Origin of the sequence: Pseudomonas cichorii, from assembly GCF_003700275.1 — a bacterium.
Lineage (GTDB): Bacteria > Pseudomonadota > Gammaproteobacteria > Pseudomonadales > Pseudomonadaceae > Aquipseudomonas > Aquipseudomonas cichorii_B.
The window spans coordinates 121,374-148,034 of record NZ_RBRE01000013.1 but is presented as its reverse complement, the minus strand read 5'-3'; the positions used below and the strand labels follow the sequence as shown (position 1 = coordinate 148,034).

13 protein-coding genes and 1 pseudogene are annotated in these 26,661 nt (G+C 60.5%); 7 read left to right on the top strand and 7 right to left on the bottom strand.

Translation table 11 applies throughout. From position 1 onward, the window contains the following. Nucleotides 1-26 precede the first annotated feature (26 nt). Together ALQ04_RS03275 and ALQ04_RS03270 are read right to left on the bottom strand one after the other, a co-directional pair. Nucleotides 27-13,034: a non-ribosomal peptide synthetase gene (locus ALQ04_RS03275; protein WP_183142099.1), complete on the bottom strand. Its 13,008-nt coding sequence runs from the start codon at nucleotides 13,032-13,034 to the stop codon at nucleotides 27-29. A gap of 96 nt (nucleotides 13,035-13,130) precedes the next feature. Next, on the bottom strand, nucleotides 13,131-13,889 hold the full coding sequence (locus ALQ04_RS03270) for a thioesterase II family protein (protein ID WP_122314421.1): 759 nt from the start codon (nucleotides 13,887-13,889) through the stop codon (nucleotides 13,131-13,133). Between the two features lie 315 nt (nucleotides 13,890-14,204). On the opposite strand from ALQ04_RS03270, the gene ALQ04_RS03265 reads away from it, so the two are divergent. Beyond that, entirely contained in the window at nucleotides 14,205-14,735 is a 531-nt protein-coding gene (locus tag ALQ04_RS03265) for an RNA polymerase factor sigma-70 (RefSeq protein ID WP_122314420.1), read from the top strand. Between the two features lie 72 nt (nucleotides 14,736-14,807). Here ALQ04_RS03265 and ALQ04_RS03260 read toward each other — a convergent pair whose 3' ends face one another. Further along, nucleotides 14,808-15,329, bottom strand: coding sequence for an SgcJ/EcaC family oxidoreductase (locus ALQ04_RS03260; protein WP_122314419.1), 522 nt, complete (start codon nucleotides 15,327-15,329; stop codon nucleotides 14,808-14,810). Nucleotides 15,330-15,525: 196 nt separating this feature from the next. Between ALQ04_RS03260 and ALQ04_RS03255 the strand changes: the two genes are divergently transcribed. The 4 genes from ALQ04_RS03255 (at nucleotide 15,526) to ALQ04_RS03240 (ending at nucleotide 20,160) form a co-directional block, all read left to right on the top strand. After that, on the top strand, nucleotides 15,526-16,710 hold the full coding sequence (locus ALQ04_RS03255; protein WP_122314418.1) for a sensor histidine kinase: 1,185 nt from the start codon (nucleotides 15,526-15,528) through the stop codon (nucleotides 16,708-16,710). Then, nucleotides 16,707-17,375, top strand: coding sequence for a response regulator transcription factor (locus ALQ04_RS03250; RefSeq protein ID WP_122314417.1), 669 nt, complete (start codon nucleotides 16,707-16,709; stop codon nucleotides 17,373-17,375). Before ALQ04_RS03255 ends, ALQ04_RS03250 begins: the two co-directional genes overlap by 4 nt. Before the next feature lie 83 nt (nucleotides 17,376-17,458). After that, entirely contained in the window at nucleotides 17,459-19,699 is a 2,241-nt protein-coding gene (locus ALQ04_RS03245; RefSeq protein WP_122314442.1) for an ATP-binding protein, read from the top strand. After that, complete coding sequence (locus ALQ04_RS03240) at nucleotides 19,696-20,160, top strand: response regulator (protein ID WP_122314416.1); 465 nt, start codon at nucleotides 19,696-19,698, stop codon at nucleotides 20,158-20,160. The genes ALQ04_RS03245 and ALQ04_RS03240 overlap by 4 nt, the downstream gene beginning before the upstream one ends. Before the next feature lie 20 nt (nucleotides 20,161-20,180). On the opposite strand, the gene ALQ04_RS03235 is transcribed toward ALQ04_RS03240, so the two are convergent. Beyond that, nucleotides 20,181-20,612 (bottom strand): universal stress protein, encoded by a 432-nt coding sequence (locus ALQ04_RS03235; protein WP_122314415.1) that lies wholly within the window; start codon nucleotides 20,610-20,612, stop codon nucleotides 20,181-20,183. Nucleotides 20,613-20,860: 248 nt separating this feature from the next. On the opposite strand from ALQ04_RS03235, the gene ALQ04_RS03230 reads away from it, so the two are divergent. Beyond that, a complete protein-coding gene (locus ALQ04_RS03230) occupies nucleotides 20,861-22,363 on the top strand; it encodes a glucosyltransferase domain-containing protein (RefSeq protein ID WP_122314414.1) in 1,503 nt (500 codons plus the stop codon). Between the two features lie 2 nt (nucleotides 22,364-22,365). Here ALQ04_RS03230 and ALQ04_RS03225 read toward each other — a convergent pair whose 3' ends face one another. The 3 genes and pseudogenes from ALQ04_RS03225 to ALQ04_RS27120 form a co-directional block, all read right to left on the bottom strand. Further along, on the bottom strand, nucleotides 22,366-23,853 hold the full coding sequence (locus ALQ04_RS03225; protein WP_259644890.1) for a glucan biosynthesis protein: 1,488 nt from the start codon (nucleotides 23,851-23,853) through the stop codon (nucleotides 22,366-22,368). Between the two features lie 174 nt (nucleotides 23,854-24,027). Beyond that, nucleotides 24,028-25,047, bottom strand: a complete 1,020-nt coding sequence (dusA, locus tag ALQ04_RS03220) for a tRNA dihydrouridine(20/20a) synthase DusA (RefSeq protein ID WP_122314413.1) — start codon at nucleotides 25,045-25,047, stop codon at nucleotides 24,028-24,030. A gap of 207 nt (nucleotides 25,048-25,254) precedes the next feature. Next, a pseudogene (locus tag ALQ04_RS27120) lies at nucleotides 25,255-25,368 on the bottom strand (type II toxin-antitoxin system RelE/ParE family toxin); the annotation flags it as partial. Nucleotides 25,369-25,700: 332 nt separating this feature from the next. Here ALQ04_RS27120 and tal point away from each other — a divergent pair. Then, nucleotides 25,701-26,627 (top strand): transaldolase, encoded by a 927-nt coding sequence (tal, locus tag ALQ04_RS03210; RefSeq protein WP_122314411.1) that lies wholly within the window; start codon nucleotides 25,701-25,703, stop codon nucleotides 26,625-26,627. Nucleotides 26,628-26,661: the final 34 nt, after the last annotated feature.

Below are 26,661 nucleotides of genomic sequence, written 5' to 3'. Positions count from 1 at the left end.
TCTCTGCAGTCCGACGAGAGGCGCAATCACAGCCCCTCCAGTTCGGCCATCAGATCGGCCAGCCGGTGGAATTTCTGCTCATCGACCTTCTGCCCGCCAACACCGTCGAGATGTGCGGCCAGTGCTTGAATGGTGCTGAACTCGAACATGGCGCGCAGCGGCACATTGCGTTGCAGCAGCTTTTGCGCACGAGTAACGACCTGAGTCGCCAGCAACGAATGGCCGCCCAGCTCGAAGAAGTTGTCGGTAATGCCGACCCGCTCAACCTTCAGCACTTCGGCCCAGATGCCTGCCAGTTGTTGCTCAAGTTCGCTCTGCGGCGCCACATAGTCGTTCTGCGCCTGACTGACATCCGGCCTTGGCAGGGCCTTGCGGTCCAGTTTGCCGTTGGGCGTCAGCGGCATGGCATCGAGCATCACCAGATGGCTCGGCACCATGTAGTCCGGCAGACTGGTCTTGAGATGACTTTTCAGTTCGTCGCGCAGCCAGTCCTGATCACGGTCAGAGGCTCGCGGCACCAGATATGCCGCCAACACCTTGCCCAGTGGGCCGTCGATATCCAGCACCACCGATTCACGAATCGCCTCATGCTCCTGCAGGCGGGTTTCGATCTCGCCAAGCTCGATGCGGTAGCCGCGAATCTTCACCTGATGATCGACCCGGCCCACGTATTCGAGCACCCCATCAGCACGTCTGCGCGCCAGGTCCCCGGTGCGATACAGTCGCTCGCCCGGCGCCCCGAACGGGTCTGGCACGAACACCGGCACGGTGCGCAGCGGATCGCCGACATAACCGCGACCGACCCCGGTCCCGGCCACGCACAGTTCACCCACGGCACCGAGCGGCACCAGTTCCAGCGCTTCGTCGAGCAGGTACAGACGGTTGTTGTCCGTGGGTGTGCCGATCGGCAGGTAGGTGCTGCGGGTCGACGCCGGATCGACACGGAAGAACGCCACGTCGTCGGAACATTCGGCCGGGCCGTAGGCATTGACCAGCCCGATATCCGGGTAACGTTGCAGCCATTGATGAGCAAGCTCCGGCGGCATCGCTTCACCGGTCGGCAGCATCCAGCGCAGGCTGTCGAGGCTGGCGCGCTCTTCGGCCAGCAACCCTTGAATCAGCGACGGTACGCTTTCCAGAACACTGATCCGCTGGATCTGCACATGCTTGAGCAAGGCCTGCGGATCACGGGCGATATCGTTCGGCACAATGTCCACCCGTGCGCCGAACAGCGGTGCGGCGAGGAACTGCCAGACCGAAATGTCGAAGCTTTGCGAAGCGGTCTGGGCGATCACGTCGTTCTCGCTCAGGCTCAGGTAAGGCACCTTGCTCAACTGGTTGTTGAGCATGCCGCGCTGCTCGACCATCACGCCCTTGGGCAGACCGGTCGAACCCGAAGTGAAGATCACGTAGGCCAGATTGTCCGGCGCACTGTAGCGACCCGGATTGTGCTGTGGCCGCCCGTTCTGTTGCACAGCCTCCCAGACCAGCAGACGCGGCCGATGTGCCTCGGCAATGTCGGCCAGCAAGGCCAGCGCCTGTTCATGACACTCGGTGCTGCAGACCAGCACCGGCGTAGCGCTTTGCTGGATGATGCCGCTCAGGCGCTGACCCGGCAGCGCCGGGTCCAGCGGCAGGTAACCGGCACCGGCCTTGAAGCTGCCGATGATCATGCCCAGCAAATCGGGGCCTCGTTCGGCCAGCAGGGCAATCGGCTGATCGAACCCGGCTCCGGCCTCAATCAGGGAATGACCCAAACGGTTACTGCAGCGGTTCAGTTCGTCATAGCTGCACTGGCGATCCATGCAGTTGACGGCAATGCGTTGCGGATGCGCCGCGACCTGCGCCTCGAACAGCTCGACATAGCTGCGCTCCAGTGGATAGTCACGGGCGCTCTGGTTGCAACCGTCGCGCAGGAACTGCCGCTCGTGGTCGCTCAACAGCGCCAGTTCGGCCATGTCGCCATGAAAGCCGTCGACCAAGGCCAGCAACAGGCGCTTGAACTCGCCCAGCATGCCCTGAACCGTGCTTTCGTCGAAATAGCGCTGGTCATAGGACAGATGCAGGCCCAGATCATCGCCGGGATAGCACACGGCAGTCAGTGGGTAGTTGGTGTGGGTGCGGCCCGAATCGGAAGTGGCATTGAGGCTTTGCGCACGGTCCAGCACCGAGACTTCCACCGGCGCGTTCTCGAACACGAACAGGCTGTCGAACAGCGGCTGGCCCTTGGGCAGTTCGCTGTTTTCCTGGATGGTCACCAGCGGCAGGTATTCGTACTCGCGCAGTTCCATGTTGCTTTCCAGCAAACCGCTCAGCCATTGGCGGACGCTGCAACGTTGATCGTCCTGCGGCAAACCTACGCGCAGGGCGATGGTGTTGATGAACAGGCCGACGGTACGCTGCATCTGCGGCATTTCCACCGGACGCCCGGCCACCGTGACTCCGAACAGCACGTCGCGATCGCCGCTCATGCGTCGCAGGGTCAGCGCCCAGGCCGCCTGGGCAAAAGTGTTGACGGTCAGTTGATGCTGCTGGGCCAGTTCGCGCAGACGTACGCCGTCGGCGATGTCCAGGCGGGTGTAGCAGTCGCCCACCACCATACCGCCGCTGTCACCGGCATGTTCGCGCAGGAACGGACGGTCACTGGGGATCGGCGTCGGACGCTCGAAGCCCTTGAGGTTCTGCCGCCACCAGTCACGCGCCTGCACCAGCCCGCGGCGCTGCAGCCAGCCAATGTAGTCGCGATAGCGTGGCGCAGCTGCCAGTTGCGCGTCACGGCCTTCACCCAAGGCACTGTAGATGTCGAAGAAGTCATTCATCAGCAACGAGCGGCACCAGGCATCGATCAGGATGTGGTGGTTGCTCATCATGAACCAGTAGCGCGCTTCGTCGACGCGAATCAGCCGCAGGTGGAACGGTGGCTGGTTGAGCAGATCGAAACCGGCCTCGCGCTCGGACTTGAGCAAGGCCTGCAAGCGCGGCTCCTGTTCGTCCTGCGCAACATCGCGCCAGTCCAGATAATCGATCGGTGTATTACCCGGTTTATGGATGACCTGCAGCATGGTTTCGCCGATATCCCAGCAAAACGAAGCGCGCAACGCTTCATGACGGGCGATGACGGCCTGCCAGGCCTGAGCGAAGCGTTGCGGGTCCAGTTCGCTGTTGATGCGGTAGCGATCCTGCATGTAATACAGGCCGGTGCCCGGCTCCAGCAAGGTATGCAGCAGCATGCCTTCCTGCATCGGGGTCAGCGGATAGACATCCTCGATAGTGTTGGCCGGCACTGGCAACGCATCCAGATGCGCCTGATCCAGCGCGGCCAGCGGAAAGTCCGAAGGCGTCAGGCCGCCGCTGCCGTCGGCCAGGCAGTGAGCGATCAACGACTGCAATTGCGTCAGATAATCCTGCGCCAGTTGGTTGATGGCCTGAGTCGAATAACGCTCGCCGCTGAACGTCCAGCGCAGCACCAGCTCGCCACCATACACCTGACTGTCGATGCTCAGTTCATTCGGCAACGGCGCCTGTGGATCATGGGCCGCACCCGCCGACTCTTCCAGCGGACGGAACAGGGCATCGCTGCCAAAGCTCTGATCGAACTGGCCGAGATAGTTGAAGGTGACCGGCGCGGCTGGCAGGGCCTGCATGGCAAGGCGCTTGGCGTCATCGGCCAGATAGCGCAAGACGCCATAGCCCAGGCCTTTGTGCGGCACCTGGCGCAGTTGTTCCTTGATGCTCTTGATCGAGTCGCCCTGCCCGGCATCTGCGCTCGAAACTGGCGTCAGGCGCACGGGATAGGCGCTGGTGAACCAGCCCACAGTGCGCGTCAGGTCGATTTCGTCGAACAGCGTTTCACGGCCATGGCCTTCCAGCTGGATCAGGGTCGAATCCTGTCCGCTCCAGCGGCATATCACCTGGGCCAGCGCCGTCAGCAAAAGGTCGTTGACCTGCGTCCGGTAAGCGCTGGGCGCCTGTTGCAGCAGTTGCCGGGTGGTCTGTGCATCCAGGCGCACGCTGACTGTCTGCGCATGCCGGTTCTGCGCGCCACCCTGCGGCGCATCGCACGGCAGCTCGACGCCCGGGCCGCTTAGCTGGTCTTGCCACCAGCCCAACTCTTCGCGCAACGACTCGCTGCCCGCGTAGGCTTTCAGGCGTGCCGCCCAATCCCGGAAGGCGCTGGTCTTGGCCGGAAGCTGGATCGCAGCGTTATCGGCCACTTGGCGATAGGCAACTTGCAGATCATCCAGCAGCACGCGCCACGACACGCCATCGACCACCAGGTGATGAATGACCATCAGCAGCCGCTGCTGACCTTGCGGCCCGTCGACCAGCAAGGCGCGCAACAGCGGGCCATTGTGCAGATCGAGGCTGCGCTGAGTGTCGGCGAACAACATCGCGCACTCGCTCATATCCGCAACCCGCGCCTGAATCAGCAGGCTTTCGGCGGTCACGGCACGATGCTCGGCCTGCCATTTGCCGGTGCTTTCGCGGAAGCTCAGACGCAAGGCGTCGTGTTGTTCGAGAAGCGCCAGCAGCGCCTGCTCAAGATGACGCGGCTCCAGCGCAGTGGTTGGCTCCAGTACCAGAGCCTGGTTCCAGTGCTGACGCTGAGGAATCGCGGTATCGAAGAACCAGTGTTGAATCGGCGTCAGAGCCGATTCGCCACTCAGCAGGCCTTGCTCGGCCACTACCAGCTCGCTGGTGGTCGCCACGGCGGCCAGGGTCTGTACGGTCTGATGCTGGAACAGGTCACGCGGGCTGAAGTGAATCCCGGCCTGACGCGCCCGGCTGACCACCTGGATCGACAGGATCGAATCGCCACCCAGCTCGAAGAAGTTATCGTTGAGGCCGACTTTCTCGACGTTCAGCACCGCGCACCAGATTCCCGCCAGGGTCTGCTCCAGCTCGCTGCTCGGCGCTACGTAGCTCTGCCGATTGAGGTCCGGATCCGGTGCCGGCAAGGCACGGCGGTCGAGCTTGCCGTTGGCGGTCAACGGCATGCTGTCCAGCAGGATCAAGTGGGTGGGCACCATGTAATCCGGCAGTTGTGCCTTCAAGTGCGCCTTGAGCGCTTCGCGCAGTTGCGCCTGTTGCTCCTCGCCCTGCCCGGCCACATCGCTGACCAGATAACCGGCCAGTTGCTTGCCCGCCGGCGTATCCAGCGCCAGCACCACCGCTTCGCGGATCGCCTGATGCTCCAGCAGACGGGTTTCGATCTCGCCCAGTTCGATGCGGAAACCGCGAATCTTCACCTGATGGTCGATCCGGCCCAGATACTCCACCAGACCATCGGCACGCTGGCGCACCAGATCGCCGGTACGATACAGACGCCCGCCATTGCCGCTGAACGGATCGGCGACAAAACGCTCGGCAGTCATTGCCGCACGCTGGTGATACCCCTGCGCCAGACCCGCGCCACCGACATACAGCTCGCCGGTCGCGCCTTGCGGCACCAGCGCCAGATCGGCATCGAGAATGTAGGCGACCCGGGCGCCGACCACGCTGCCGATCGGCACGCTGGCCTCGCCTTCCTCAAGGTATGCCGGTGCCAGACTGGCCAGCGGCATGACCACGGTTTCGGTCGGGCCATAGGCGTTGAAGAACAACTCGGGCTTGAAGACCGCACGAATACGCTGCAGATGCTCGCCAGTCAGAGCCTCGCCACCGGTGATGCACATGCGTACCGGCAGCGTCTGGCCCTGGGTCGACAGCCATTGCGCCAACTGGCTGCCGTAGCTTGGAGTGAAACCGAGGATATTCACCTGCTGGCTGCGAATCAGTGCGCAGATCTCTTCGGCATCCGATTGACCCTGAGCGCGCAAGACCAGCCGCGCACCGCTGAGCAACGGCACCAGCAGACGTTCGGTAGCGGCGTCGAAGTTGATCGAATAGAAATGCAGCTCACAGTCATCTGGCCGCATCTCGAAGCGACGAATCACCGCCTGGCAATGCATGGCGATCTCACCATGGGACACCACCACGCCCTTGGGCTTGCCGGTGGAACCGGAGGTATAGATCAGATAAGCCTGATGTTGCGGCAGACTGATAAAAGGCAGCTCCTGGGTCGGATAAGCAGCCAGCGCGGGCAGGTCATCTTCCAGACACCAGCGACCGACACCTGCCGGCAATTCACCCAGCGCCGCGAACAGCGCGGCATCGCTCAACAGCAGGCCGATGCCGCTGTCTTCGATCATGTATTGCAGACGTTCCAGCGGGTATTCCGGGTCCAGCGGCACATAGGCGCCACCGGCCTTGAGAATTGCCAGCAGGCCGACCACCATTTCCAGCGAGCGCTGCAGCGCCAGGCCGACCCGCACCTGAGGGCCGACGCCACGCTCGCGGAGCATCCAGGCCAGACGATTGGCGCGCGCATTCAGTTCGGCATAGCTCAGGGTTTCACCGGCAAAGGTCAGTGCCGGAGCCTGCCCACGGGCCATGGCCTGTTCGGCAAACAGGCTGTGAATGCATTGATCCAGACGCTGTTCGCCGGCTTCGACGCCGAGGCTGTCGAGCAGATGCTGACGCTCGGCATCTTCCAGTAACGGCAGCTCGCTCAAGCGCTGCGCCGGATCGGCCAGCAAGGCTTGCAGCAGGTTGAGCAGATGTCCGGCCATCTGCGCGATACGCGGTTCGTCGAACAGGTCGGTGCTGTAGGTCAGGCAGCAACCCAGGCGATGATCCAGTTCGGTGACTTCCAGGTTCAGGTCGAATTTGGTCGCACGGGCATCGTTGACCAGGTATTCGACGGTCATGCCCGCCAGTTCGCGACTCTGCTGGAACTCCCAGCGCTGCACGTTGCACATCACCTGGAACAGCGGGTTGTAGGCTGCGCTACGCGGTGGTTGCAGGGCCTCGACCAGATGATCGAACGGCAAATCCTGATGGGACTGGCCTTCGATGACCGTATGGCGAACCTGCTCGAACAGTTGCTCGACGTTCATCTGCCCGTCGAGCTGCACACGCAGCACCTGGGTATTGAGGAATGCGCCGATCAGCCCTTCGCTTTCCGGTCGAATCCGGTTGGCCACCGGCGCGCCGATGCGCAGGTCGGTCTGGCCGCTGTAGCGGTAGAGCAGCGTTGCCAGGGTAGCGGTCATGGTCATGAACAGAGTCAGGCCATGGCTGGCGTTGAAGGCACGTACCTGCGCCGCCAGTTCATCGCTCAGGTCGAAACGATACAACTCGCCCTTGTGGCTCTGCACCGGCGGACGCGGACGGTCGCTCGGCAGTTCCAGCAACGGATGTTCGCTGCCCAGTTGCGCAGTCCAGTAGTCCAGTTGCCGCTGACGCTCGCCTGCTTCCATCCACTGGCGCTGCCAGACGCTGTAATCCAGGTATTGCACCGCCAACGGTTGCAGCGGTGAAGAACGGCCTTCGAGGAAGGCCTCATAGAGCTGGCCCAGCTCGCGGGCGAAGATATCCATCGCCCAGCCTTCGGTGACGATGTGGTGCAGGGTCAGGACAAAGTAATGCTCCAGCTCGCCAGCACGGACCATGCAGGCGCGCAGCAACGGACCGGTTTCCAGATCGAAAGGCGCGTGCGCCTCACTGTCGGCGAACTCCTGCAACCGACGCTGACGGGCCTCACCTTGCAACGCCGAGAAGTCCTGCCATTGCATGCGCAGGCCTGTCTCTGCGCAGACTTTCTGGCACGCCACACCGTTGATGCTCGGGAAGGTGGTGCGCAAGGTTTCATGGCGCAGGATCAATGCCTGCAATGCAGCCTCGAAGCACTCGATATTCAAAACGCCATTCAGGCGCGCCATACCGCCGACGTTGTAGGCCGGGCTGTCCGGCTCCATCTGCCAGAGGAACCACATGCGCTGCTGGGAATAGGACAACGGCACCGGCTGGCTGCGGTCGACCCTGGCAATCGGCTGCTGAGTGTTGCGCACGCCGGAATCCTGAATGGCCTGGACCTGTTCGGCAAAAGCGCCCAGTTCACTGTTCTCGAACAGTGCCCGCAACGGCAGTTCGATGTCGCAGGCCTGTCGTACCCGAGAGATGATCTGGGTGGCCAGCAACGAGTGTCCGCCAAGGGCAAAGAAATCGTCGCGCAGACCAACGCGCGGCACACCCAGCACTTCACGCCAGATGGCGGCGACCTGTTTTTGCAAGGCGCTTTCAGGCTCGACATGTTCGCGGCTTTGCCAGACCGGCTCGGGCAAGGCGCGACGATCCAGCTTGCCGCTGGGGCTCAGCGGCATGTTGTCCAGACGCACCAGTTGCGCCGGAACCATGTAATCGGGCAGCTCAAGACTCAGAGAGGCCTTGATGCGTTCGATCTGTGCGGCTTCGTTTTCCTGCTCCAGCGTCGCCGTGTAGTAACCGATCAGTTGCGGCCCGGAAGCGGTCTCACGCACCAGCACTGCAGCATGCCCGACACCGTCCTGAGCCAGCAGGCGCTCCTCGATTTCCTGAGGCTCGACCCGGAAGCCGCGCAGCTTGACCTGCTGATCCAGCCGTCCCAGATATTCCAGCGAACCATCTGCAGCCCAGCGCACCAGATCACCGGTGCGATACAGGCGCGCGCCCTCTTCGCCCAACGGATCGGCCACAAAACGCTCCGCCGTCAGCGCCGGGCGTCCCAGGTAGCCACGCGCCAGACCGATGCCGCCGATGCACAGTTCGCCAGCCACGCCACGCGGCAACAGGTTCAGTTCGCTGTCCAGCACCCGGCACAGCACGTTGCCCAGCGGACGGCCAATCGGTGAACGCTCACCGTCCGCCACCTGACACTGCCAGTGGGTCACATTGATCGCGGTTTCGGTCGGGCCATAGCGGTTATGCAACTGCACGTTCGGCAGTTGTTCCAGCACCCGGTTGCGCAGCTCGCCCGGCAAGGCCTCGCCACCGGAGAACAGACGGCGCAGGCTGCTGCACTGGCGGGTCAGAGGCTCGTCGATGAACAGTTGCAGCAAGGGCGGCACGAAATGCAGCGTGGTCACGCTATATTCCTGGATACGCTGGGCAATGCGCTGCGGGTCGCGGTGCTCGCCGGGCGCAGCGATAAACAGGCGGCAGCCAGTGATCAACGGCCAGAAGCACTCCCACACCGAAACGTCGAAACTGATCGGCGCCTTCTGCATCAGCACATCGCTTTCGTCCAGCGCGTAGGTGGCCTGCATCCATTGCAGACGCTCGGCCAGCGCCGCGTGGGTATTGCCCACGCCCTTGGGCTGGCCGGTGGAGCCGGAGGTATAGATCACATACGCCAGGTTATCGCCGTGCAAATGCAGGCCCGGCGCGCTGACCGGCCAGTTATCCAGATGCAGGGTGTCCATGGCGATGGTGCTGACGCCTTCGGCAGCCGGCAGATCGCCGAGCAGATGACTTTGGGTCAGCAGCAAGGAAACGCCACTGTCGCTGAGCATGTAGGCCAGACGCTCGGTCGGGTAATCCGGGTCCAGCGGCACATAGGCGCCACCGGCCTTGAGAATCGCCAGCAGGCCGATCAACAGTTCAGGTGAACGCTCGGCGGCAATCGCCACCTTGATGTCCGGACCGACTCCCTTGTCGCGCAGGTAATGCGCCAGACGGTTGGCCTGGGTATGCAGACTGGCGAAATCCAGGCTGCCGCCGTCCCACATCAGGGCGATGCGTTCCGGGGTCTGCTGGGCCTGACGATTCAGCAGCTCCGGCAACCAGTGCCCGGCCGGCGCGCAAGGTGCTGCGCCCCAGCGGGCCTGCTCGGCCAGCTCATCGGCATTCAGCAACTGCACGTCACCGAGGACGATATCCGTCCGCTCACAGACCTGAGTCAACAGGCGCACGAACTGTCCAGCCATGCGCACAATGCTGTCGCGCTCGAACAGTTCGTCGGCATAGTCGAAGGACAGGTTCAGGCGTTCGCTGCGATCTTCTTCACTGTGCAATTGCAGATCGAACTTGGCTTCACGGCTGTGCCATGGCAACTCTTCGGCCAGCAGCCCCGGCAGACGGCGCAAGGCACTCAGGTCGCGCTGCTGGTGGTTGAACATGACCTGAAACAAACCCTGTTCCCTGGCCTGCGGAAACGCCTCGACCAGTTGATCGAACGGCAGATCCTGATTCGCCTGGGCTTCCAGTGCCGCCTGACGGGTATGCGCCAGCAGCGTGGAAAATGGCAGCCGGGAATCGAGTTGCGCACGCAACACCAGGGTGTTGATGAAGAAACCGATCAGGCCCTGGGTTTCCTGGCGCGGGCGGTTGGCGCCGGGCACACCGATACGGATATCGGTCTGCCCGCTGTAGCGATGCAGCAGGCTCTGGAAACCGGCGAGCAACAGCATGAACGGTGTCGACTGATACGCCTGGGCGGCATGCTTCACGGCGGCGCTCAAGTCGTTGCTCAAGCGCAGGCTGTAACGCGAGGCACTGTGTTGCTTGCGGGCCGAACGCGGATGATCGGTGGCCAGGGTCAGGCCTGGCTGTTCATCGTCCAGTTGCGCCTTCCAGTAATCGAGTTGACGCTGAGCCTCGCCCCGCGCCAGCCACTCGCGTTGCCACTGGCCATAGTCGGCGTAGCGCAACGACAGCGGCGCCAATTCCAGTGTTTGCCCCTGAATGGCCGCGGCATACAGACGTGAGAACTCGTCGATCAGTACATTCAGCGACCAGCCATCGGCGACGATATGGTGCAGCGTGACCAGCAACTGGTGCTCTTCATCATCCAGCTTCAACAGCGTGACGCGCAGCAGCGGGCCGTTTTGCAGATCGAACGGCAAGCGTGCCTGCTCTTCGCGAATGGCCAGGGCGCGGGCCTGACGCTCTTCCGTGGATAGATCACTGATATCGATCTGCTGCAGAGAGAATTCGCCGGGCGCATCGATGCGCTGCAAGGCCACGCCGTCCTGCTCGTAGAAACGAGTGCGCAGGGACTCATGACGCTCGATCAGGCGCTGAAAACTGCTGCGCAGTGCCGTGATATCCAGCTCGCCGCGCAGATGCAGGCCAGCAGGAATATTGTAGGCGCTGCCTTGCGGATCCATCTGCCAGAGGAACCACAGACGGTTCTGGGCCAGGGATTGCGGCAAGGCCTCGTTACCCGGCAAGCGGGCAATGCGCTCCTGAATCTGGCCATCGCGCTGCAACACTTCGATCTGTGCCACCAATGCCGCCAGAGTCGGGGCCTCGAACAGCAGGCGCAGGTTCAGCTCGATACCCAGCGTCTCACGCAGGCTTGCCATTACCTGAGTCGCGATAATCGAATTGCCGCCCAACAGGAAAAAATGGTCGTCAGCGGCAACCTGTTCGACTTGCAGATGCTCGCACCAGACTTTCGCCACCTGCGCCTGCAGATCGGAGCTGGCAGCCGTGGCCGCTTCCTTGCCGGCTGCGACGATTTCAGGGAATACCGCGTAGCTGTCCAGGCTGCCATCGGCCAGACGGGTACGGCAGGCCGAACGCTGCAACTTGCCGCTGGAAGTCTTGGGCAAGGCGCCCGGATTGAGCAACACCACCACGCTCGGCGCTTCCTGGAAGGCCTCGGCCACCGCCTGACGGATGACCTTGATCAGCGCTTCGGGAGCCAGGATTTTCTGCACGCTGCGGCTGACTTCTGCCGCGATGCCGATGCCTTCATTACCTTGCTGAGTCACGGCAAACGCGGCAATCCGGCCTTTGCGCACCACATCGACGTCACGCTCGATGACTTTCTCGATGTCCTGCGGATACAGGTTGTGCCCGCGCACGATCAGCATGTCTTTCAAGCGACCGGTGATGTACAGCTCGCCATGGCGCAGGAAACCCAGATCGCCGGTGCGCAGCCAGGTACGTCCTGCATGCTCGACGAAGGTTTTGGCCGTGGCTTCGGGATTGCGCCAGTAACCGTGGGCGATGCTCGGCCCGCAGGCCCAGATTTCACCCACCTGGTTCTCGTCCAGCACCGCCAGGCTTTGCGGATCGGCAATCAGCACAGCATGCTGCGGCTGGCTGGTGCCGCAACTCATTACCGGATTGCCGTCACCCGGCTCGGCAAGATTGCGCGCCAGTGCCCGCTCATCCAGACGCAGCGATGGAATGCCTTTGCCACGTTGACCACCGGCCACGAATAACGTGGCCTCAGCCAGGCCATAGGAAGCGAAGAAGCTGTCCGGGGTAAAACCACAACTGGCGAATTTCTCGGCAAAGCTGTCCAGGCTGTCCTGACGAATCGGCTCGGAGCCAGAATAAGCCACGCGCCAGCGACTCAGATCCAGACGCGCCAGCGCCGAATCGCTGACCCGCGAGCTGCACAACTGATAGGCGAAGTCAGGACCACCGCTGATGGTGCCACCGTATTCGCTGATCGCTTCCAGCCAGCGCAAGGGGCGGGTCAGGAAGTAGGCAGGCGCCATCAATATGCACGGCACGCCGCTGAAGATCGGTTGCAGCAGGCCACCGATCAACCCCATGTCGTGGTACAGCGGCAGCCAGCTGACAATCACATCATCCGGATTGAGATCGATGCCGAAACCGCCACGGATCAGCAGTTCGTTGGCGACCAGATTGCCATGGCTGACCTGAACGCCCTTGGGCAGAGCCGTGGAACCGGAGGTGTATTGCAGGAAAGCGATATCGTCGCGGTTCAGCGCCGTTTCCTGCCAGTTTTCGGCAATTGCGCTGTCGAGGCTGTCGACACACAACAGTTGCGGCGCATCGGCAGCCGCCAGTTCATCCATCTGCAGCAAGGCTGGCCGCAGGTCGGAGCCGGTCAATAGCAGACGCGGCTCGGCATCGGCAATGATCGACAGCAGCCGCTCCTGATGGTGACGACGATTGGACTCCGGCGGATAGGCCGGCACCGCAATGACTCCGGCATACAAACAAGCGAAGAACGCCGCCACATAATCCGGGCCGCTGTGGAACAGCAGAATCGCACGATCTCCCGGCGCCGCCTGGGCTTGCAGCGCGGCAGCGATGGTCCGCGCACGCAGGTCCAGATCACGGTAGGTCAGCACGATGCCCTGGTCTTTTTCGTCGGTGAGAAAACGCAGGGCCAGACGCTCCGGTGTCTGTCGGGCGCGACGCTGCAGGGCTTGGGCCAGGGTGTCGGGGAGTTCAAACGCATCCATGATGAGGTTCCTGCTGTATTCGGCTTGCCAAATGAGGTCTGGATTTCAAGAAAAGGCGCGCGCCGGTCAGGTACAGGCGCGCGTGGGGCAATGGAGGGATTAACCGGCCGCCAGGGCCATGTGCCGCGCACTGTTGTTGCGCCAGCGGGTCAAGTGCTGCTCGGCATAGCGCCGCAGGTGACGAAGCAGTTGGGCCTGCTCATCGACCAGATAGAAGTGATGGCCCTCGAACATGTCCAGCGAGAAACCGGTGCAGGTTTCTTCCTGCCAGTCGAGCAGTTCCTCGACCGTGACACTGTCCTGCTTGCCGCCAAACACATGGATCGGCACGCTCAGTGGCTCGCGCTCGCCATACTTGAAGCTGCCGCAGGCCAGGAAGTCGGCGCGAAGAATCGGCAACATCAGTTGCATCAGTTCATCGTTGGCAATCACGTTCTCGCTGGTGCCCTTGAGCTTGCGCAAGCGGGCGACCAGTTGTTCATCGGTCTTGGCCACGGCGTATTCGCTTACATCGCGACGCACCGGCCCTGCCGAGGCCGAGAGAAACATGACCAGCGGTGCAGGCAAGCCACGTGCGCGCAGGACATGCGCCAGCTCGAAGGACAGCAAGGCGCCGAGGCTATGTCCGAAAATCGCGTAGGGTTTATCCAGTTCGACGCTGATCTCATCGGCCAGGCGATTGGCCAGCTGTACGATATCGGTCTGCAAAGGCTCATTCATGCGCATGCCACGCCCTGGCAGCTCAAGAGGGCGAACGTTCAGCCACTCGGGCAACTTGCGCCGCCACGGGCTGTAGAACATCGCACTGGCCCCGGAAAAGGGCAGGCAGAACAGCGTCAGGTTCGCAGAAGTGCTCATGTCAGGCCCTGCCATCCGATACCGTCGATGAAAAAGCTGCGATGCGCTCGAAACCCATTGTGTCCTCCTGATTGGTCCATGGCCTCAGTCGTGGACGGGCCTGTCATCAATGAGAACGGATGGCATCTGGAAATAATTAGTCGCATTTCAACGCTGCGCGTCAAAAGCGTACAGGGAAAACGAACGCGCCTACAGGTGCTGATTCGATTTCGCATTTGACAATTATTATCATTAAGCCTAGTTTACCCGCCGATCAGAAGGTGCCACCCATTACCGGGACGCCCTCCCCAACGACTTCGCAGCAAGGTGAATTCCATGACGGAACAAGTGCTCACAAGTAAGTGTGACTCACCCTTACTTCAGGTTTTTATCGACAACTATCTGCTGTTGGTCAAAATCGCCGCCCGTATCGTCGGTTGCCGCTCGCGCGCCGAAGATGTGGTGCAGGACGCCTTTTTCAGACTGCGTTCCGCCCCCCCGATCACTCTGTCGTTCAAGGCTCAGCTCAGCTATCTGTTCCAGATCGTGCGCAATCTGGCGATCGATCACTATCGCAAGCAGGCGCTGGAGCTCAAGTACACCGGCCCCGAGGACGAAGGCCTGAATGTGGTGGTCCAGGGCGCATCGCCGGAAACCTCGCACATCAACTTCTCGAGCCTGGAAAAGATCGCCGACGCCCTGGCTGAGCTGCCGGTTCGCACCCGCTATGCGTTCGAGATGTACCGTTTGCACGGTGTCCCGCAAAAGGACATCGCCAAGGAACTGGGCGTCTCCCCGACCCTGGTGAACTTCATGATCCGCGATGCGCTGATTCACTGTCGCAAGGTCAGTGGCGTCAGAAACTGAATTCTTCGCGACGCAAAAAAGCACATCCGGGGTAAAAACCCCGGATGTGCGTCAGACAAGAAGGTCGTTGAATCAACGAGCGACCTGATACTCAGGCTGCACTTCCGGCATCGCCGAAGAGTGGTGGTTGAGGATCTTCCACTGCCCGCCTACACGCTCGTACAGGAAGGTGTAACGCGCCTGCACTTTGCTTTTCTTGCCATCGGCGGCAGTCAGGGTGAAGGTGTAGACACCGCTGTCCACTGCTGCGTCCGAACCCAGGCGACGGATTTCACGGTAGTTGATCTCACCGACCGGTTTCAGGGCCAGGAAGTGATCGAAGTAGTCCGTGATTTCAGCCGGGGTGGCGCGCACCTTGTTGGAAACCGTTGGCTGCAATACCGCGTTTGGTGCATACAGGCCGACCACGGTCTTGGAGCTGCCGGTTTTCAGCGCCTTGTTCCAGTTATCGAACAAACCTGCAATTTCCTTGTCATTCACGTTGCTCGGCTGCTCAGCAACCATGCGATAGGTGTAAGGTGCAGTGTCTGCTGCGTGGACCAGTGGAGCACTCAGAGCAAAAAGCATTACCAGGGCGGTTTTTTTAAGTTTCATTGCAACACTCCTACTAGAGATTCTGTTCAGGGATTCAGTGAGTGCTACTTTGCCGTTCCGGATAACGCCCGCCATCGGCCAACCGGGGTTATTTGTCTATGCCATTCGGCAGATAGGCACCCCAAGTCGCGGCAGGTTCTAATGACCCCATGTTGTGCCCGCGCGGGCATGAACCCCACGCAAGGAGCACATCACGATGCAAAGCCCGCCCCATGATCCGGCCAGCGCCCTGGCCATCCGGACGCAGTATCGTCAGTCGCAAAGTCGTGCCGCACGCCTGCGACTTTTGGTAGATACCGGACAGGAACTGACCCAGTTGCCTCCCGAAGCCATGCGCCAGCGCGTATTGCAGCGCGCCTGTGCGTTCGTCGCTATGGATCACGGTCTGTTGCTGGAGTGGGGGAATGACAATGTCGTGCAGACCACCGCCCTGCAGGGCAGCGAAGAACGCCTGCGCAGCCTGGAAATCGTCGCCGACGCGCTGGCCATCGGGCCGCAGTGGCTGGAGCGGGAAAATGTCACCCTGCCCAATGTGCTGACGCTGCCGCTGCGTGGCGCCGACGATGGTTCGTTCGGCACCCTGGTGCTGGCCAACAGCGTGAATATCAGTGCCCCCGACAGCGAAGACATCGAATCCCTGCAACTGCTGGCCACCCTGCTTGCCGCGCATCTTGAGAACAACCGCCTGCTCGAAGCACTGGTCGCCCGCGAGCGCACCATGTCCGAACTGGTCAATCAGTTGTTCACCGCCCAGGAAGACGAACGCAAGCGCATGGCCTATGACCTGCATGACGGGCTGGCCCAGACCCTCGCCGGGCTGCATCAGCGCCTGCAGGGTTTCGCCGGTCGCTGCCCCGAACTGCCCGAACCGCTGGACACCGACCTGCGGGCAATCCTGACCCTGGCCCAGCACTGCGTCGGTGAGGGCCGGCAATTGATCAGCGGCCTGCGCCCCAGCGTACTGGACGATTTCGGCCTGCTGCAGGCAGTCGACAAGGAAGCCGACCGTCTGCGCGAAGCCGGAATTAACGTACACTGGCGCTCGCGCTCCATGACCCGCCTGCCCAGCCACCTGGAAATAGCCCTGTTTCGCATCGCCCAGGAAGGCATCAACAACATCCTCAAGCATGCCAATGCCGACAGCGTGCAACTGGCGCTTGAATTACATGAAACAAACGCCTCGCTGCTGCTTGAAGACAACGGATGTGGTTTCATCACCGACCAGCAAACCAGGAGCAATGGCGTACAGAAGCTGGGGCTGGTAGCGATGCAGGAGCGGGCCAGCCTGCTCGGCGGCCGACTGGTCTGCATCAGCAATCCCGAATGCGGTACCCGAATCCGCGCAACCGTTCCAATCAACATAGACAAGGCAGCCCAATGACCAACACCTTGCGCCTGGTCCTGGCGGACGACCATGAAGTAACCCGGACCGGATTCGTCTCGCTCCTGGCCGGTCACCCGGAATTCGAGGTGGTCGGCCAGGCCGCCGATGGCCAGCAGGCCATCGAGCTGTGCGAACAGATGCAGCCGGACATCGCCATCCTCGATATCCGCATGCCGGTGCTCAACGGCCTGGGTGCGGCGCGAATCCTCCAGCAGCGCATGCCGGAACTCAAAGTGGTGATTTTCACCATGGACGACAGCACCGACCACCTGGAAGCCGCCATCAGTGCCGGTGCGGTCGGCTACCTGCTCAAGGACGCCAGCCGCGACGAAGTGATCGCCAGCCTGCAACGTGTGGCGCGGGGCGAAGAAGCCCTCAACAGTGCAGTCAGTGCCCGCCTGCTGCGGCGCATGACCGAGCGCAGCACCAGCCGCACCCCCGCCACTGAAGCCCTGACGCCTCGCGAGCGCCAGGTACTCGGGCTGGTCGCCAGTGGTTTCAGCAACCGGGAAATCGGCGAAAAACTCGGCATCACCACCGGCACCGCCAAGGCCCACGTCGAGAAAGTCATCGGCAAGCTGGGTGCCGCCGACCGAACCCAGGCCGCCGTACGCGGCGTGGCCCTGGGCCTGGTAAGCCAGGCATCCGGCGACTGGAGGTAATCTTGCTCAACGCCAGACGCTGGGAAGACCTGCCGCTACGCGGCAAGGCACTGGTGGCGATTTCCTTGCCTCTGGTCATTCTGATGCTGTCGCTGACGCTCATCTACATTGCCGAGCGCCAGACCACTCAGGCCGAAGAAGATGTGCGTCGTGTGCTGCTGGTGCAGGGCGATATCCAGAGCGTCCACACCCAGCTCGCCGAAGCGGCGGCCAGCGTGCGCGGTTATCTGCTGACCCGGCGCGAAGACTTTCTGCCCGGCTACCTGAACGCTCAGGCACAGATCGAAGCGGCGCTGGACCGACTCAACACCAATGTGCGCGACGAACAGATGCGCGAACACCTCAAAGCCATTGCGCCGCTGATCGAAAACAAGGTCGATGGTCTGGAAACCCTGCGCAGCATGAGCATGGAAGGACGAGATTCGGTCGCGACCATCCTGATTGAGAACAAATACATTCTCGATGAGCTGCGTGACCGGATCCGCACCATGCGCGAACGCGAAGACACCTTGCTGGCAGAACGCACCGCTGCGGCTTCCGCAACCCGCGCCCGGCTGCTGTGGGCAACGCTGCTGGCCGCAGGCTCCGGCGTGTTTGGCGCCATTCTGGCGGTATTGATGCTGTCCAGGGGCATCGTGGCCAGGGTGCAGCAGGTACAGGGCAACGCCCAGCGCCTGGCGTTGGGTCATCCGCTGATGCCGCAGCCGCCGGAAAATGATGAAGTCGGTCAACTGGGCACCCGGCTGGTGGAAGCCGGCCAGTTGCTTGCCGAACGCGAGCGGGCGCTGCGCGAGAACGAAGAGCGTCTGCGCCTGATCATCGAAGGCGTGAAGGATTACGGGATCTTCGCCCTGGATGCACAAGGCTATGTCACCACCTGGAACGCTGGCGCCGAGCGCATCAAAGGCTATACCGAGCAGGAAATCATCGGCCAGCACTTCTCCTTGTTCTATCTGCCGGAAGAATGCCCGCAGCATCCAGACATGGCGCTGCGCGAAGCCACCCAGCATGGCCGTTACATGGAGGAAGGCTGGCGTTGCCGCAAGGATGGCAGCCGCTTCTGGGCCAGCGTGGTGATTACCGCACAATACGACAGCAGCGATGCCCTGCGCGGCTTCTCCAAGATCACGCGGGACATCACTGACCGCCGCGCAGCCGAGATTGCCCTGGGCAATGCCCGCGAAGAAGCCGAGCGCGCCAGCCGTGCCAAGAGCGAGTTTCTGTCGCGCATGAGCCACGAACTGCGCACGCCGCTGAACTCCATTCTGGGCTTCGCGCAGTTGCTGGACATGGACTCCAGCAATCATCAGAAACCGCAGGTCGGCCATATCCTGCGCGCCGGTCAGCATCTGCTGACCCTGATCAACGAAGTCCTGGACATCGCCCGGATCGAAGCTGGCCATCTGTCGCTCAACCTGGAGCCCGTTCCCCTGGCCAAGGTGCTGCAGGAAGCCTTGAGTCTGGTATGGCCCATGGCTGCGGATGGCGATATCCAGCTGGCCGAGCTGCCGGAGCTGACAGACGAGGTCGGCGTGATTGCCGACCGTCAACGCCTGATTCAGGTACTGCTGAATCTGCTGTCCAACGCCATCAAGTACAACCGCCCGCATGGCCTGGTAAAAATCGAGGTTCGCCAGCAGGACGAACGGATTGCAATCAGTGTCATCGACACCGGCAAGGGGATTGCGCTGGATCGTCTGGACCAGTTGTTCAAACCTTTTGAGCGCCTTGAAGCCGACGTCAATGTCGAAGGCACAGGCCTGGGCCTGGCCTTGAGCAAGAGCCTGCTGGAAACCATGAATGGCAGCATGACCGTGCACAGCACGCCGGGCCAGGGCTGCCGATTCACCCTGGAGTTACCCTATGTCCAGGTGCAGAAAGCCGAAGAGGCAACCCAGCGCCGGATCAGCGCGATGCCTGCCGAACCCCACCCGGCCCGGGTCGAGTACTATGGCAAGGTCCTGTGCATCGAAGACAACCTGTCGAGCATGGCCCTGATCGAAACCCTGCTGCAGCGCAGGCCGGGCATTCAACTGCTGTCCAGCATGCAGGGACAACTGGGGCTGGACCTCGCCCGGCAACATGCGCCGCAATTGATTCTGCTGGATGTGAACCTGCCGGACCTTACCGGTCGCGATGTATTGCAGCGCTTGCGACAATCGCCGAGCACGGCCAATACTCCGGTGCTGATGATCACGGCCGACGCCAGTGACAGTACCCATCGCGAGCTGCGCCAGGCCGGCGCCACGGCAATTTTGACCAAACCCATCCAGGTGCCGGTATTTCTCGCGCATCTGGACCAATATTTACCGGAGCCTGCATGAGCGGCGATTTCCGCATCCTGATTATCGATGACCAGCGCCCCAACCTGGAGTTGATGGAGCAATTGCTCGCCCGGGAGGGCCTGACCAACGTCTTGAGCAGCACCGAGCCGCTGCGAACCCTGGACCTGTTCAACAGCTTCGAGCCGGATCTGGTGATTCTCGATCTGCATATGCCCGAGTTCGACGGCTTTGCCGTGCTGGAGCAACTGAACCGGCGCATTCCGAGCAATGATTATCTGCCGATCATGGTGTTGACCGCCGACGCGACACGCGACACCCGCCTGCGCGCTCTGGCGCTTGGAGCGAGGGACTTCATCAGCAAGCCGCTGGATGCCCTGGAAACCATGCTGCGCATCTGGAACCTGCTGGAAACCCGTGCGCTGTACAAGACCTTGCGCCAGCTACTGCCGCCGCAGAACATTGAATTGCTGCGCCAGTATCGAACCCCGGCGCAGCCTTGAGCTTCAACAGGTGTCGGGCATTACTTGATCAGAATGACCGGCACCGACACTTCATGAATCACCCGGTTGGCGACCGAGCCCAGCAGGAAGCCGCCAAAGCTGCCCAGCCCGCGAGTCCCCATCACCACAGTGTCGCAACCCAGTTGCTTGACCGCCGACTGTACCTGCTCGGCCACATTGCCAAGATCCACATGAGTCTGATGGGCAATATCCGCTCTCTTCAGCAACACCACCGCCTCTTCAAGAACCCGGTTGGCTTCGTTATAAAGCCCGGCCTTGACGCCGTCGATCATATCAGGGGCCAGATAGTCGCTATAGACGACCGGACTGGCCTGCACATTGAGCAAATGCACTTGCAGTGGACGTGCAAGGTGGCCTGACAAGCCGATGACATAGTCCAGCGCATTTTTTGAATGGGCCGATCCGTCAAAAGGAATCAGAACTTTATGCATGACATCTCTCCTTGAATGGGTATGTATTCAACATAGTCCCGTTCAGGATCGGCCACCACTGCAAAACAGGCTTTGCTTGATCCAGAGCAAGCCGTTCACGATTATTTTTAAAAGTGTGTGACTGGCGTAATAAGACGGTGACTTGACGAAACGCTGTGAACCTCTAAAGTCTTCTGCAAGTTGTGTCAAAAAACTGCCTGCACCTCGCTTTTCAAAAGGTGACGGGCCGATGCTGGAGCACCCACGGCATGGCGAATCTCTGGAGCAAAGCGCTTTCGGACCGCCAACTACTGACGTTCATGTTAGTTGCCAGTTTCTTGTATATATTGCCCTTGTTGCTGGCTGACTTTCGCTATATCGACGACAACTGGATTTCACAATACGCAGAAGGCCGCTGGCATGAGCAAGGCCGACCACTGATTGACGTTTTGTACAGCGTTGGCACGCTGAGCCGGGGTGCGCCCGATATCTTTCCACTGCCCTTGTTGTTTGCCACGGTACTCATGTCCTGCGCCATGGCAAAACTGGCCAGACACTACTTTATAAAACCTTCAGCCCTGCATGCGCTGGTGCCACTTCCCCTGCTCTACAACCCCTTCTTTCTGCAAAACCTGTCCTATCAATACGACGGCCCGGCGATGGTATTAAGCATGGTTGCGGTAGTACGGGCGATCACTTATGAAAAGATTTCAGCGACAAAAGCCAAAGTTCTCGTACCCGCCCTGCTGATCGCTGTTGCGCTGGCGCTTTATCAAATGAGCCTGAACGTATTTCTCGGTCTTGCCTGTATCGAACTTGTGCGGCAGTTGAAGCAGAAAGTTGCTCTTTGCGAAACAGCAAAATTCCTGATGACCCAGGCATTGCAACTGGGAACCGGGCTTATCCTGTATCTGGGTATCGCCTATCTGTTCATGACCAGCGGTCGAAATAAATTGCTGGCACTGGACAGCCACTGGCTGCCGGAAATCACTGAGCGCCTGTTTTTTTTCGGCGAGAAAACCGGGTTTCTCTTCACTCCGGAAAATCTGTTGTTCGGCATTCCGCTGCTGGCTCTGGCCGCGCTGGGCTATTTTCAGATCGTCTACAGCTCATGGGCAACCAGCACCAATGTCCTGCAAAAAGGCGGATTGTTACTACTCGGTCTTGCTTTACCCTTTGCGCTGTTACTGGTGATTCCCGGCCTGTCGTTGTTGTTACAGGACTTCAATAGCCAGGCCAGAGTCCTGATGGGGTTTTCCAGTGTGCTGGTGGCGATCTTTTATCTGGCCAGCTCAGTAAACCTTGAAAGACCCTGCCCGCTTAACCTGATACTCATATTTCCCGTGATAGCCATGACCTCACTCGCCTATGCCTATGGCCGGGTACTGGATCTGCAAAAGGAACTCAGTACCCAGGTGCTTTATAGCCTGGCTTATGATCTGGATAGCCAACCCCTGCTGAAACCGGTCACCCGGTTTTATTTCAACGGCAGCCAGTTCGAGAACTGGCTGCCAGCGGCCGAAGGAACATTCAGGCTGATGCCTGTCATCAAGTACATTCTCAACGTCAACTATCTGGTCATGCCGCAAATGCTTCCACGGGCAGGTATCACCCAGGTCGGCCTGTTTGGCACTGAAGATCCTGCCCTGAATCCGGCAGTTGGCGCGCCAGTGGTTGATCGCAGGTTCTACCGCATTCACATACGTGACAACGAGGCTTATATCTTCATGAAGAAGATTGGCGAGCCCGAGCGGTATCCCTGGCCGCGCTGACCTTAAAACGGATGGTATTGATACAACCAGGTCTCCGAAAGCGTCTGCTCACCCAGACGCAGGTACAAGCGCATTTCCACCGGCTCCGGGCCTTCCACTGTCAGATCGAAGTGAGCCCGCCAATGCCCCGCCACTCCATCAGGCACGGCCTCGGTAAAGACATAGGAAAATGCTCCCCGGGAAGCCCAGAGGACAGCATCGGGCTTATTGCCAGGCGCCAGCTTGTCCAGCTCGCCACCGAGAAACTCCACCACGAACTTGCGTACGCCTTGCGGCCGCGGTTGCCCTGGCTGGCCGCCATTGCCAAGACGGGTTGCCACACAGCGAGCCATTTCGCTGGGGTAAGGCTCGTCGGCCAACCAGTGCAGGCGATAGCGCAGACGGTAATCGACACCCGGACCGGCAGGCGCCCTGGGCACCCACATGGCAACGATGTTGTCATGGATTTCATCGTCAGTGGGGATTTCGACCAGTTGCACCGCGCCCTCTCCCCAATCGTCCAGCGGCTCGATCCAGACGCTCGGCCGACGCTGGTAATGCACACCATCCAGATAATGGGCAAATTCACGGTCCCGCTGCAGCAGGCCGAAGCCTCGCGGGTTATTGTCGCTGAATGCCGAAGCCATGGTTCTGGGCGGGTTGTTCAGCGGTCGCCAGATATGTTCTCCGGCACCGGTCCAGATCGCCAGGCCATCGGAATCATGAACCTCGGGGCGCCAGTCGACGGCCGCGTTCCTGGCCTGCTCGCTGAACCAGTACATCGAACTCAGGGGCGCAATCCCGAAGCGCTCGACCTCCCGCCGCATGAACAGCGCAGCCTCGACGTCCATCACCACGCCCCGACCACGCTTGATCACAAACCGATAGGCACCACACAGGCTCGGGCCATACAGCAATGCATAAAGAATGACTGAATCGGCTTGATCGTCAGTAGGCGTTTCAAACCAGATATGCGTGAAATCGGGAAACTCCTCGGGTCGGTCCGCCTGGGCAACATCCAGGGCAACAGCTCGCGCCGACAGACCGTACTGATAAAGCTCGCCAATGGCCCGAAAGTACGCTGCACCTAGAAACGCGACCCAGTCATTATTGCGCCAGTCCAGCTTGTTCGGATCGGCATGCCGGCTTTCCTGCAGCCGAAACCCGGCAAAACCACTGCCCTGCGCAAGCTGCTGGGCCGGGCTGTCAGCGGGCATATCGAAATAGGCCTTGTCGTAGAGCACCTCACGCGCATTGCCCTGCTCGACCACATAGAAACGCACCGGGCGGCGAAAGAACTTGCCCAAGTGAAAAAAGGTCACGGGAAATTGCCCAGGCCCTGCGGCGAACAGCGCACGCTCAGGCTGGAAATGGATCTTGCCGAGGGCTTCGTAATCCAGCTTGTCCAGAAGCTCTGGCGGAGGACCGGAAGGCACGATATAGGGCTGCGAAGCCGTTGTTCGCGCGCGCTGGACCAGATCCTCAAAGGAAAAAGCCTCTGCAGGCGCCATTTTCAGGCGCTCTTCGGCTTGGGCAACGGGGGTGATACCTGATACGACAAACAACGCAGATATCGATGAAAACTCCAGGAAGTCTCGTCGATTCAACATGGTGAATTGCCGCTGGTGGCTGAACACAGAGCATAGATCACTCTGTAGCAGCCACCCGGCCAATCGAGAAGTGGCTTAGTGTCCCGCCAGAAACTCTGCGGCCTGATCCAGCAGTGCCAAAGGATTTTCTGCCTTGTGGATGTCCACCGACAGCAACTGGCGAAAGCGTCGCGCTCCAGGGAAACCATGGGCCATACCCAGCACATGCCGAGTGACATGATGCATGGTGCCGCCACTTTCGATATGCGCAGCGATGTAAGGTCGCAACGCCTCCAGAGCCTGCGAACGGCTGATGACCGGTTCAGTACCAGCAAACAGTTGGCGATCCACCTCAGCCAGCAGATAAGGGTTGTGATAAGCCTCACGGCCCAGCATCACACCATCGAAAGTCTGCAAGTGCTCCTGGCACTGCTCAAGGGTCTTGATCCCACCGTTGAGAATGATCTCCAGATGCGGGAAATCCTTCTTCAACTGCGCAACCACGTCATAGCGCAGCGGCGGAATATCACGGTTTTCCTTGGGCGAAAGCCCTTCCAGGATCGCGATACGGGCATGCGCGGTAAAACTGTTGCAACCGGCCTCATGAACCTTGCCGACGAAATCACACAGCTCGGCATAGCTGTCGCGGCCATTGATGCCGATCCGGTGCTTGACCGTCACCGGAATCGCCACCGCATCCTGCATGGCCTTGACGCAATCGGCCACCAGCTCGGGATGCGCCATCAGACAGGCACCAATCATATTGTTCTGCACCCGATCACTCGGACAGCCCACATTCAGATTGACCTCGTCATAGCCGACCTCTTCGGCCATGCGCGCACAGGTCGCCAGATCCGCAGGATTACTCCCGCCAAGCTGCAAGGCCAGCGGATGCTCGGCTTCGTCATAACGCAGAAAACGCTCACGATCACCATGAATCAACGCGCCAGTGGTGACCATTTCGGTGTACAGCAGAGCGTTTTTCGACAGGATTCGCAGGAAAAAACGGCAATGGCGATCGGTCCAGTCCATCATCGGCGCAACGGAGAAGCGGCGGGACAGTGCAGGGCGGGATGATCCAGTGTTTACGGGGTGTTGCGAGGCTTCGACGGTCATGTGTACTGATCTTTAATGCAGCGGTTTTTACCCGGTTTTGCTGGTTTTTTGAAAGTGCTTGCTGAAATCAAGCGACCATTTTCAAAAATTCAGCAAACAAAATTGGCACGATTGGCTCACGCACATGCACGGACAACACGACGGGCTTAATGGCGCAGATGCGGGTCAATAGGAATGGCGGGCAGTTTATCAGGAAAGGCAGATATTTCACGGATACATCTGTCGCGAATGTAGCACGCTGACAATTTCAATATGATCTGCTGCAATACCATAAACCAGAATGTAGTTTGGATGAACAACCGGCTCTCTGGTGCCGGGAACAGGCTTCCATGAGACGTCGGCCTGTTCCTGAGTCTCGAACTCGGAAACGATGGGGAAAGTAGCTCGCTCATGAATACTTCCAAATGGCACAACTGTTAGTCCAGTACGCTCCTCGCTGGCTCTCCTGGTCGGGAGTCAGACGCTCCCAAGGGAACAACCCGCCCAATCCACGCTCAAACCCAGTCTGAATCAAGCTTCCACACCCCCGAGCGCCATCTATCGCCCGCGAATGAGGAAAACATGCTATCAGGCGCAGACATCATGGTCTGCGACCTTGAGTGGCAGGCAACGCTCGGGTAATGTCATCCAACCGCACAGGACAGAGCACGCTCATGACTTCCAAGCTGGATCAACTCAAGCAATTCACCACCGTTGTTGCTGACACAGGCGATTTCGACGCCATTGCCCGCCTCAAGCCGGTAGACGCTACCACCAACCCTTCCCTGCTGCTCAAGGCAGCTTCAAGCGAAAGCAATGCCGAGCTGCTGGCCGAGGCTTTCAGCGGCAGCAAGGGCGATATTGGCCTGGCTTCCGACAAGTTTGCCGTTGCCATTGGCCGCAAGATTCTCGATGTGGTGCCTGGACGGGTTTCCACCGAGGTGGATGCACGGCTTTCCTTCGATACCAATGCGATGATCGAACGCGGTGAGCGCCTGATCAATCTGTACGATGCTGCCGGCATTGGCCGCGACCGGATTCTGATCAAGCTGGCTTCCACCTGGGAAGGTATCAGGGCTGCCGAGAAGCTGGAGAAGGACGGTATCCAGACCAACCTGACCCTGCTGTTCTCCTTTGCTCAGGCTGTGGCCTGCGCCGAGGCCGGAGTGTTTCTGATTTCGCCGTTCGTGGGTCGTATCTATGACTGGTACAAGAAGTCATCGGGCCAGGAATATACAGGCGCAGAGGATCCGGGCGTGCAGTCCGTGACGCGGATCTACAACTACTACAAGGCCAATGACTTCAAGACCGTGGTCATGGGTGCCAGCTTCCGTAATCTGAGCCAGATCGAACAACTGGCCGGTTGCGATCGTCTGACCATCAGCCCGGATCTGCTCAAGCAACTGGCAGAAGACAATGGCAGCCTGCAACAGAAGCTGACTCCAGGCAACGCGGGCGAAGCCCGTCAGAGCCTGACCGAGACCCAGTTCCGCTGGGCTTCCAACGAAGATGCAATGGCTACTGAAAAGCTGGCTGAAGGCATTCGTCAGTTTGCCCGTGACCAGGAAAAGCTCGAAGCATTGCTCGCCGCCAAGGCCTGAATGCACTAAAGGGCGACCTCCTCGCGGGGGTCGC

What these genes read in the sequence shown, in the direction of transcription:
- ALQ04_RS03270 (WP_122314421.1), bottom strand. Translation starts at nt 13,889, where the DNA reads ATGAGCACTTCTGCGAACCTGACGCTGTTCTGCCTGCCCTTTTCCGGG.
- ALQ04_RS03240 (WP_122314416.1), top strand. Translation starts at nt 19,696, where the DNA reads ATGAGCGGCGATTTCCGCATCCTGATTATCGATGACCAGCGCCCCAAC.
- ALQ04_RS03245 (WP_122314442.1), top strand. Translation starts at nt 17,459, where the DNA reads ATGCTGTCGCTGACGCTCATCTACATTGCCGAGCGCCAGACCACTCAG.
- ALQ04_RS03265 (WP_122314420.1), top strand. Translation starts at nt 14,205, where the DNA reads ATGACGGAACAAGTGCTCACAAGTAAGTGTGACTCACCCTTACTTCAG.
- dusA (WP_122314413.1), bottom strand. Translation starts at nt 25,047, where the DNA reads ATGACCGTCGAAGCCTCGCAACACCCCGTAAACACTGGATCATCCCGC.
- ALQ04_RS03255 (WP_122314418.1), top strand. Translation starts at nt 15,526, where the DNA reads ATGCAAAGCCCGCCCCATGATCCGGCCAGCGCCCTGGCCATCCGGACG.
- tal (WP_122314411.1), top strand. Translation starts at nt 25,701, where the DNA reads ATGACTTCCAAGCTGGATCAACTCAAGCAATTCACCACCGTTGTTGCT.
- ALQ04_RS03250 (WP_122314417.1), top strand. Translation starts at nt 16,707, where the DNA reads ATGACCAACACCTTGCGCCTGGTCCTGGCGGACGACCATGAAGTAACC.
- ALQ04_RS03225 (WP_259644890.1), bottom strand. Translation starts at nt 23,853, where the DNA reads ATGGCGCCTGCAGAGGCTTTTTCCTTTGAGGATCTGGTCCAGCGCGCG.
- ALQ04_RS03260 (WP_122314419.1), bottom strand. Translation starts at nt 15,329, where the DNA reads ATGAAACTTAAAAAAACCGCCCTGGTAATGCTTTTTGCTCTGAGTGCT.
- ALQ04_RS03230 (WP_122314414.1), top strand. Translation starts at nt 20,861, where the DNA reads ATGGCGAATCTCTGGAGCAAAGCGCTTTCGGACCGCCAACTACTGACG.
- ALQ04_RS03235 (WP_122314415.1), bottom strand. Translation starts at nt 20,612, where the DNA reads ATGCATAAAGTTCTGATTCCTTTTGACGGATCGGCCCATTCAAAAAAT.